Below are 7,451 nucleotides of genomic sequence, written 5' to 3'. Positions count from 1 at the left end.
GCGAGGGAGACCGAGCGCTCCAGCGCGCCCTCCAGGACCGGGAGCCCCACCTGCAGCAGGCCCCTGATGCCGTTGTCCGGGCGGCCGCGCAGGCGGCGCGCGGCGCGCAGGCGCTGCACGTCGGCGATGAGGTTCGGGGCGAAGGTGAGGGCGACGACGACCGCGACGCCCATCTCGTACAGGGCGCCCGGGAGGGACTTGAGGAGGCGGGAGGGGCTGGCGAGGGCGTTCGCGGCGCCGACGCAGATGAGGAGGGTGGCCAGTCGCAGACCGTCGTACAGGGCGAAGGTGAGGGCCTCCGCGGTCACCTCGCCGCCGAGGCGGATGCCCTGGGCCCAGGCGGGGAGGGGGAGCTCGGGGAGGGCGAGGAGGGTGTGCGTGCCCGGGATGGGGGAGCCGAGGACGATCGCGAAGACCAGACGGATGACGATCACGGCGAGGGCGAGCTTGACGAAGGCGCCGTAGGAGCGGGACCAGGGGGTGTCGGGGCGGCGGGTCGCCACGACGTAGGCGGAGACCGTGATGAGCAGGGCGAGGAGCAGAGGGTTGGTGGTGCGGGTGGCCGCCGTGCCGAGGGCCAGCGCCCAGAGCCACCAGGCTCCGGGGTGCAGTTGGGCCCGGCGGCCGCGTCGGGTGGCGCTACCCACGCCGCCGTACCTGCCAGATCGCCGCCCCGCCCAGGACCACCACCACGGCGATGCCCGCGACCAGGCCGAGGGACGGGCCGCCGTCGTCAGACGGGGTGTTCTGCTCCGCCGTGGGCGTGCGGTGCTCCGGGGGCCGCTGCTGCGAGACCTGTTCGCCGCAGCCCTTCTCCGGATAGCCCGAGATCGCGCACAGCAGGGCGTTGGTGTCGTACCGCAGCGGCTTGGCCACCGCCGCCAGGGCCTCAGCCGTCGTCGCGTCGGGGGAGACCCGGGCACAGGCCGTGCGGGCGGCGGGCGGGGTCTCGTCCTCGGGCGCGTCCGACAGGGTGCCGAAGTCGATGACCAGGGCCACGCGCTTCCTGCCGTCCTGCGCGGGCGTCTTCGCGCAGATCGTCGCGAAGTCGGCCTTGCCGCGCGGCCGGGCCGCGTTCGCGGAGTCCTCGCTCACCGCGAAGCGGAAGCCCTGGACGTCACCGTCCGAGGGGCGGGCCAGGGACGGGCCCTGGGTGGCGTAGACCCAGTGCTCGCCGTCGCGCTCCCAGAACGACCAGTACCGGTAACCGGCGGCCTGGGCCCGGCCCGCGCCCGCGCACAGCAGGAGCGAGGCCAGGAGGAGGAGAAGGGCCCGGCGGATCACGGCTGCTGCTTCTTCTTGCGGCCGGTGAACAGGAAGCCGATGCCGATGCCGGCGACGAGGCAGACGCCGACGTACCACCAGACGCCGAAGAAGTCCGAACCGGAGTCCTCCTTCTCGTCCGCGGCCTTGGTCTTCTGCTCGGTCTGCGGGGCCGGGCCCGTCGCGCCCAGCTGCTTCACGAGGTCCGCGCCGCCGAAGTCGCGCGGGTTCGCGCCCGTAGCGTGGGCGGCGAAGATCAGCTGGGCGTAGGCGGCCGGACCGCTCTGCGCGGCCCAGGACGCGGAGTTCTTCTCCAGCCACCGCACGGACTTCTCCGCCTGCGCGGTGTCGCCCTGTGCGGCGAGCGCGACGACCGCGTCGGCGGTGTTGCCGTAGTCGGGCTGGGGCTCGGCACCGGCCAGGGCGGACATGAGGTGGTTGCCGTCCTTGGCGAGGGCGGCGGTGAGGTAGCCCGCCCCGTTCGCCGCCGCCTGCTCCGGCGTTCCGGCCTTCTCGCAGGTCGCGTCGGACTTCTTGCCGGGCTCGACGACCATGCCCTTGCCCAGGGAGCCGAGCACACCGGCCGCCGTGGCGTCCGCGTTGGCGGCGAGCTCGCCCTTCTTGTCCGGCTGGAACGCGAAGGCGCCGTCGTCGTCCCCGCCGCAGGGCAGGGCGAGCTTCAGCAGCGCGTCGTAGGGCGACTCGCCGTCCTTCTCGACCCGCTCCGGCTTCTCGCCCGCGGCGGCGAGCGCGCCGATGACGACCGACGTCGAGTTGGTGTCGCTGGCGCCGCCGGGCGAATAGCCCCAGCCGCCGTCCTTGTTCTGCACGGACTTCAGCCAGGCGACGGCCTTGCCGGTGACGTCGTCGTGCCCGCCGAGCGCGGTGAGGGCCTGCACGGCGGCGGACGTGGCGTTGGTGTCCAGCATGGTCGTGGCGTCGCACGCGGCGGTGGGGTCGGGGCGGTACGAGGCGAAGGAGCCGTTCTCGCACTGCTGCCGCGTCAGCCACCGCACGGACTTCGCCGCCGGCTTCACACCCACGGTGTCCTGCGCGAGCAGGGCGAGCGACTGGCGCCAGACCCCGTCGTACTTCGGGTCCGAGCCGCCGTACAGGGCGGACGGGAAGGCCTGGGACGGCGACGGGGACGGGTCGGCGGCGGCCGGAGTGGCGGCGCCGATCACGGCGACGGCGGCCAGGACCGCGGCGCTGCGGCGGACGTTCATGATCGGCGGGTGCCTCTCCCTGTGGGGGAGCCGGGCAGCACGGGGCACCCCCCGGCGGCTCGGCTCCGTATACCTCGACGGTGCCGTGCACCGGCGGACTGCCGGGCACGTGAGCCGGTCACGAAACCGTACGAAGCGATCCGGCTCACCGCCGCGCGGCGGTTCACGATAGGGGTCTCCCCTGTTCGAGCGCAGTCGAGAACTTGGGGAAGGGTCAGCGCCGGAATTGCACCGGCTTCCCCCCGTACGGTGTGATGACGACCCGCTCACTGTACCCGCCCGTAGGAATCCGGCCGAGGGGGCCGGGGTGGGCGGACTCCTCGCCGGCTCGACGCCCCTCACCCGGTCCGCTCTCGCCGAGGCCCGGCGTCGTAGGACCGCCCGATCAGGCGATGAGTGTGACCGAGGTGGAACTCCTGGATGCTGCACAGGAGTTGATCCTCTCCGGGGCGTGGACCGGCTAACGTGGGGCGTCCCGACCACACACGCAGGAGCGTCCATGACCGACCAGGTGGAGAACTCCGAGCAGGAGCCGTTTCCCAAGATCGACACCTCGGTGCCGCACTCGGCCCGGATCTGGAACTACTGGCTGGGCGGGAAGGACAACTACGAAGTCGACCGGGTCGCCGGTGACGCGTTCCGCGAGGTCTTCCCCGGGATCGAGACCGGCGCCCGCGCCGCCCGCTACTTCCTGGCCCGCGCCGTGCGCCACCTCGCCACCGAGGAGGGCATCCGCCAGTTCCTGGACATCGGCACCGGCCTGCCCAACGTGGACAACACCCACCAGATCGCCCAGCGGGTGGCCCCGGAGAGCCGGATCGTCTACGTCGACAACGACCCGCTGGTGCTGGCCCACGCCCGCGCCCTGCTCACCAGCACGCCGGAAGGCGTCACCAACTACGTCGACGCCGACCTGCGCGAGCCGGGCTCCATCGTCCGGGAGGCCGGGAAGACACTCGACTTCGACCAGCCCGTCGCCCTCATGCTGATGGGCATCCTGGGCCACATCGAGGACCACGACGAGGCCCGCTCGATCGTGCGGCAGCTGGTGGACGCCCTGCCCCCCGGCAGCTACCTCGTGCAGTACGACTCCACCGACACCAGCGAGGACTACGTCCGGGCCATCCAGCAGTACAACGACGGCGGCTCGATCCCGTACATCCTGCGCAGCCCCGAGCAGATCGCGCGCTACTTCGACGGCCTGGAGCTGCTCGAACCGGGCGTGGCGTCCTGCTCGCGCTGGCGTCCCGACGCGGCCGCCCTGGGCCTGCCGGCGGAAGTGCACCAGTACGGCGGCGTCGCCCTCAAGCGCTGACCCTCAGGTCTCCTGAAGGACGCGGTGCAGGATGGTCGGAGTCTCGTCCGGCGACTCGGCTTCGACCACCAGCCGGTTCATGGCATCCCAGTAGCACTCGATCTCGGCCGGCCGGTCGGGGTAGAGGGCGCCGGTGAGCTGCTCCAGATAGACCACGTCGGGCAACTGCCCACCGGGCAGCCGCAGAATGGTGACCGGGCCGCCCTCCGCAGCGTGCCCGCCGGCGGCGAACGGCAGGATCTGCACCGTCACGTGCGGGAGCCGGCAGATCTCGATGAGATGCCTGAGCTGGTCCCGCATGACACGGATACCTCCCACCGGGCGGCGCAGCGCCGCCTCGTCGATCACGGCCCACAGCCGGGTCGCCGGCCGCCGGTGCAGGATCCGCTGGCGGGCCATCCGCAGGGCGACCCGGCGGTCGATCTCCGCCGTACCGGCGTCCGGGTGCAGGAGCCGCGCCGCGGCCCGCGCGTAGTCGGCGGTCTGCAGCAGGCCGGGGACGCGCTGCACCCGGAAGCAGCGGATGAGGCTCGCCGCCTGCTCGGCCCCGAGGTAGGTCTGGGTCCAGGCCGGCACGACATCGTTGTACGACCGCCACCAGGCAGGGGTGTTGGCCTGCTCGGCCAGCGCCAGCAGGGTGGCGCGCTCGGCCTCGTCCGTGACGCCGTAGAGGGTGAGCAGATCGGCGACGTCCCGCAGTTTGAAGCCGTGGCGGCCGGCTTCCATCCGGCTGATCTTGGAGGAGGAGGCGCGGATGACGTGTCCCGCGTCCGCCCGCCCGATGCCCCGTTCTTCCCGCAGCCCGCGCAGCCGGGCACCGAGGGCCAGCCGCGGCACCATGGGCCCGGCACATCCGCCGTCCAGGGCCCTGCTGCCGGTCGTCGTGGGTGCGGCCTCTTCGGTGCCCATGGGCGTCTCTCCCGGTGCGAGTGTTGCTTCCGGCCATCCTAGGGCGCTCCACATCGTCAAGGGCCTGATGAAGCGGGCACGTTCGGTCGCGGTGTGGCCCCTCCGAAGGGCAGATGAAGGGTCCGTGAGGCGAGCAGCCAGGTCCCGTCGGCCCGTCGGAACGTGTCCTCGTAGTGCCCGATCTGGACCGGAGGCCCGGCCGGGATGACGCCCCCGTCGTAGCCGTCGACGCGGTAGGTCGTGAAGTAGGAGACCGCCCCGGCCGTGTTCGGCGACGTCACGGTGACCAGGACGTTGGACATCATGCGGCGGGAGAGCCGGCCGGCCGGACGGGAGCCGAAGTACGTGCGCAGCGCGTCGCGGCCCTCGACCAGCCGCCCGTCGTGCGGCCACCGCCAGACGCCGTCCTGCGTGAACAGCTCGGCGACGGAGGAGGGCTCGCCGAGGTCGAGCCGGTGGACGAAGTCGAGGATCAGGCGCTCGCAGGCGCGTTCGGCGAGCAGGCGTTCCATGGGGGCCATCGCGGCTGTGGGGTCCATGGGGGTTTCGTAGCACCGACGCGACCTCTCCGGCGACGCGAATACCTGGCGGACCGCGCTCGCCGACCCCGCCTTCACACCGCCGCGTACGTCACCGGCTCGCTCCCCGGCACCGCCTCCGCCCGCCCCAGCTTCACCAGCCGCCGCAGATGCGCCTCGGCCTCCGAGACGGCGATGGTGCGGGAGCCGTACGGGATCTCGGCCCAGGGGCGGTTCCACTCCATGCGCTCGGCGAGCTGCCAGGGGGTGAGGGGCTCGGCGAGCAGAGCCAGCAGGTCGGTCAGGCGGGACTCGTGGTGGGTGAGCAACTCGCGTACACGGGCGGCGGCGTCGGGGAACGGGTGCTGGTGGGCCGGGAGGACCTCGGCGGGGGCCAGGCGGCCGACGCGTTCGAGGGAGTCGAGGTAGTCGCCCAGGGGGTCGGTGACCTCCCCCAGGCTCTCGGCTTCGCTCGAGCAGGGGGGACCCCCAGTGTCCTCGGGATCCTCGTAGAGGCCGATGTGCGGGGTGATCTCGGGCAGCAGGTGGTCGCCGGAGAACAGGCGGCCCCGGCCCGGGAGCCGGGCCGGGTGGTCCTCCTCCAGGTGGAGGCAGACGTGGCCCGGCGTGTGCCCCGGGGTCCAGATCGCGCGCAGTCGGCGGCCGGGCAGCGCCAGGAGTTCGCCGGGGACGATGTCGCGGTCGGGCAGGGCCGGGGAGAGGCCGGGCAGGGTGCGGTGGCTCGGCTGCCGCAGGGGCGCGATGTGCTCCTCGGGCGCACCGGCCGCGGTGAGCTTGGCCGCCATGTAGGCGAACCAGCGCTCGGGACGGGCTTCCCGGGTCCGCCGTACGACCGCGGTGTCCGCCGCGTGCATCGCGATCCACGCGCCCGACGCCTCCCGGACCCGGCCCGACAGGCCGTGGTGGTCCGGGTGGTGGTGGGTGATGACCACGCCGTGGATCTCGGCGGCCGAGGTGCCGCAGGCCGTGAGGCCCTCCGCGAGGGTGTCCCAGGCCTCCGGGTCGTCCCAGCCGGTGTCGATCAGCACCGGGCCGCGGTCGGTGTCGACGACGTACACCAGCGTGTGGCCCAGCGGGTTGTCCGGGATCGGGACCCGGAGGGACCGGACGCCTCCGCCGTGGTCGGTCACCTGTGTCATGGGCTCCCCTGTCGCCGACTCCACGTCACTATAACTAGAACGGGTTCCAACGGGAGTCTCTCCGTGGTGCGCGGTCCGTGGACTCCTGTGGGCGGGGCTGGTATCAGTGGCCTATCTGATGAACCGTCAGAGAAGGCTCCCGGGAAGGCAGTCGGCCATGACCGAGCTCGTGGAACACGGACAGCTGTTCATCGGCGGGGAGTTGACCGACCCCCTGGGCCAGGACGTCATCGAGGTGATCTCGCCGCACACCGAGGAGGTCATCGGACGCGTCCCGCACGCCTCGGCGGCGGATGTGGACCGGGCCGTGGCGGCGGCGCGGCGGGCGTTCGACGAGGGGCCCTGGCCGCGCATGAGCCTCGACGAGCGGATCGAGATCGTGGGCCGGATCAAGGACGCCATCGCCGTCCGGCACGACGAGATCGCCCGCGTGATCTCCGCCCAGAACGGCTCGCCGTACTCCTGGAGCGTCCTCGCCCAGGCCCTCGGCGCGGTGATGGTCTGGGACTCGGCGATCACGGTCGCCCGGAACTTCACCCACGAGGAGCGGCGCGACGGCGTGCTCGGCAGGATCCTCGTGCGGCGCGAGCCCGTCGGGGTCGTGGCCGCCGTGGTCCCCTGGAACGTCCCGCAGTTCGTCGCCGCCGCCAAGCTCGCCCCCGCGCTGCTCACCGGCTGCACGGTCGTGCTGAAGCCCTCCCCGGAGTCCCCGCTCGACGCCTATCTGCTCGGCGAGATCGCCCGCGAGGCCGGGCTGCCGGAGGGCGTGCTGTCGATCCTGCCCGCCGACCGGGACGTCAGCGAGTACCTCGTCGGGCACCCCGGCGTCGACAAGGTCTCCTTCACCGGGTCGGTCGCGGCCGGCAAGCGCGTGATGGAGGTCGCCGCTCGCAACCTCACCCGCGTGACGCTCGAACTCGGCGGCAAGTCCGCGGCCGTCGTCCTGCCCGACGCGGACGTGGAGACGGCCGTGGCGGGCATCGCCCCAGCGGACTGGATGAACAACGGCCAGGCCCCGCGGCAATACCAAGGGAGTCCTGTCGGGTGCTGCGGAGACTAT

At 72.8% G+C, this 7,451-nt stretch carries 7 protein-coding genes and 1 pseudogene; 2 read left to right on the top strand and 6 right to left on the bottom strand.

Translation table 11 applies throughout. The annotated features are described in order from the left end of the window. From ABZ281_RS29590 to ABZ281_RS29580, 3 genes and pseudogenes are all read right to left on the bottom strand, one after another. Nucleotides 1-647, bottom strand: a pseudogene (locus ABZ281_RS29590) (energy-coupling factor transporter transmembrane protein EcfT); the annotation flags it as partial. Next, nucleotides 640-1,284, bottom strand: coding sequence for an SCO2322 family protein (locus tag ABZ281_RS29585; protein ID WP_356660374.1), 645 nt, complete (start codon nucleotides 1,282-1,284; stop codon nucleotides 640-642). The gene ABZ281_RS29585 and the pseudogene ABZ281_RS29590, both read right to left, overlap by 8 nt. Beyond that, entirely contained in the window at nucleotides 1,281-2,489 is a 1,209-nt protein-coding gene (locus tag ABZ281_RS29580) for a prenyltransferase/squalene oxidase repeat-containing protein (RefSeq protein ID WP_356660372.1), read from the bottom strand. Before ABZ281_RS29580 ends, ABZ281_RS29585 begins: the two co-directional genes overlap by 4 nt. A gap of 499 nt (nucleotides 2,490-2,988) precedes the next feature. Here ABZ281_RS29580 and ABZ281_RS29575 point away from each other — a divergent pair, with 499 nt between their 5' ends. Next, nucleotides 2,989-3,804 carry an SAM-dependent methyltransferase gene (locus tag ABZ281_RS29575; RefSeq protein ID WP_356660370.1) on the top strand — a complete coding sequence of 272 codons (816 nt, stop codon included), beginning with the start codon at nucleotides 2,989-2,991 and terminating at the stop codon, nucleotides 3,802-3,804. 3 nt (nucleotides 3,805-3,807) lie between these two features. Here ABZ281_RS29575 and ABZ281_RS29570 read toward each other — a convergent pair whose 3' ends face one another. The 3 genes from ABZ281_RS29570 to ABZ281_RS29560 form a co-directional block, all read right to left on the bottom strand. Further along, nucleotides 3,808-4,713, bottom strand: coding sequence for a helix-turn-helix transcriptional regulator (locus tag ABZ281_RS29570; RefSeq protein ID WP_356660368.1), 906 nt, complete (start codon nucleotides 4,711-4,713; stop codon nucleotides 3,808-3,810). Between the two features lie 56 nt (nucleotides 4,714-4,769). Then, entirely contained in the window at nucleotides 4,770-5,234 is a 465-nt protein-coding gene (locus ABZ281_RS29565) for a nuclear transport factor 2 family protein (RefSeq protein WP_356660376.1), read from the bottom strand. A gap of 92 nt (nucleotides 5,235-5,326) precedes the next feature. Then, nucleotides 5,327-6,391 (bottom strand): MBL fold metallo-hydrolase, encoded by a 1,065-nt coding sequence (locus ABZ281_RS29560; RefSeq protein WP_356660366.1) that lies wholly within the window; start codon nucleotides 6,389-6,391, stop codon nucleotides 5,327-5,329. Nucleotides 6,392-6,548: 157 nt separating this feature from the next. Here ABZ281_RS29560 and ABZ281_RS29555 point away from each other — a divergent pair. Then, a partial coding sequence (locus ABZ281_RS29555; protein ID WP_356660364.1) for an aldehyde dehydrogenase family protein occupies nucleotides 6,549-7,451 on the top strand: 903 nt, incomplete at its 3' end.

The sequence above is a fragment of the Streptomyces sp. NPDC006265 genome, from assembly GCF_040613555.1.
Taxonomy (GTDB): Bacteria; Actinomycetota; Actinomycetes; order Streptomycetales; family Streptomycetaceae; genus Streptomyces.
The sequence above is the reverse complement of the archived record's forward strand: the minus strand, read 5'-3'. Positions and strand labels throughout refer to the sequence as shown.

Excerpts from the sequence above, each read along its gene's own strand:
- ABZ281_RS29565 (WP_356660376.1), bottom strand. The coding sequence starts at position 5,234 with ATGGCCCCCATGGAACGCCTGCTCGCCGAACGCGCCTGCGAGCGCCTG.
- ABZ281_RS29560 (WP_356660366.1), bottom strand. The coding sequence starts at position 6,391 with ATGACACAGGTGACCGACCACGGCGGAGGCGTCCGGTCCCTCCGGGTC.
- ABZ281_RS29575 (WP_356660370.1), top strand. The coding sequence starts at position 2,989 with ATGACCGACCAGGTGGAGAACTCCGAGCAGGAGCCGTTTCCCAAGATC.
- ABZ281_RS29580 (WP_356660372.1), bottom strand. The coding sequence starts at position 2,489 with ATGAACGTCCGCCGCAGCGCCGCGGTCCTGGCCGCCGTCGCCGTGATC.
- ABZ281_RS29570 (WP_356660368.1), bottom strand. The coding sequence starts at position 4,713 with ATGGGCACCGAAGAGGCCGCACCCACGACGACCGGCAGCAGGGCCCTG.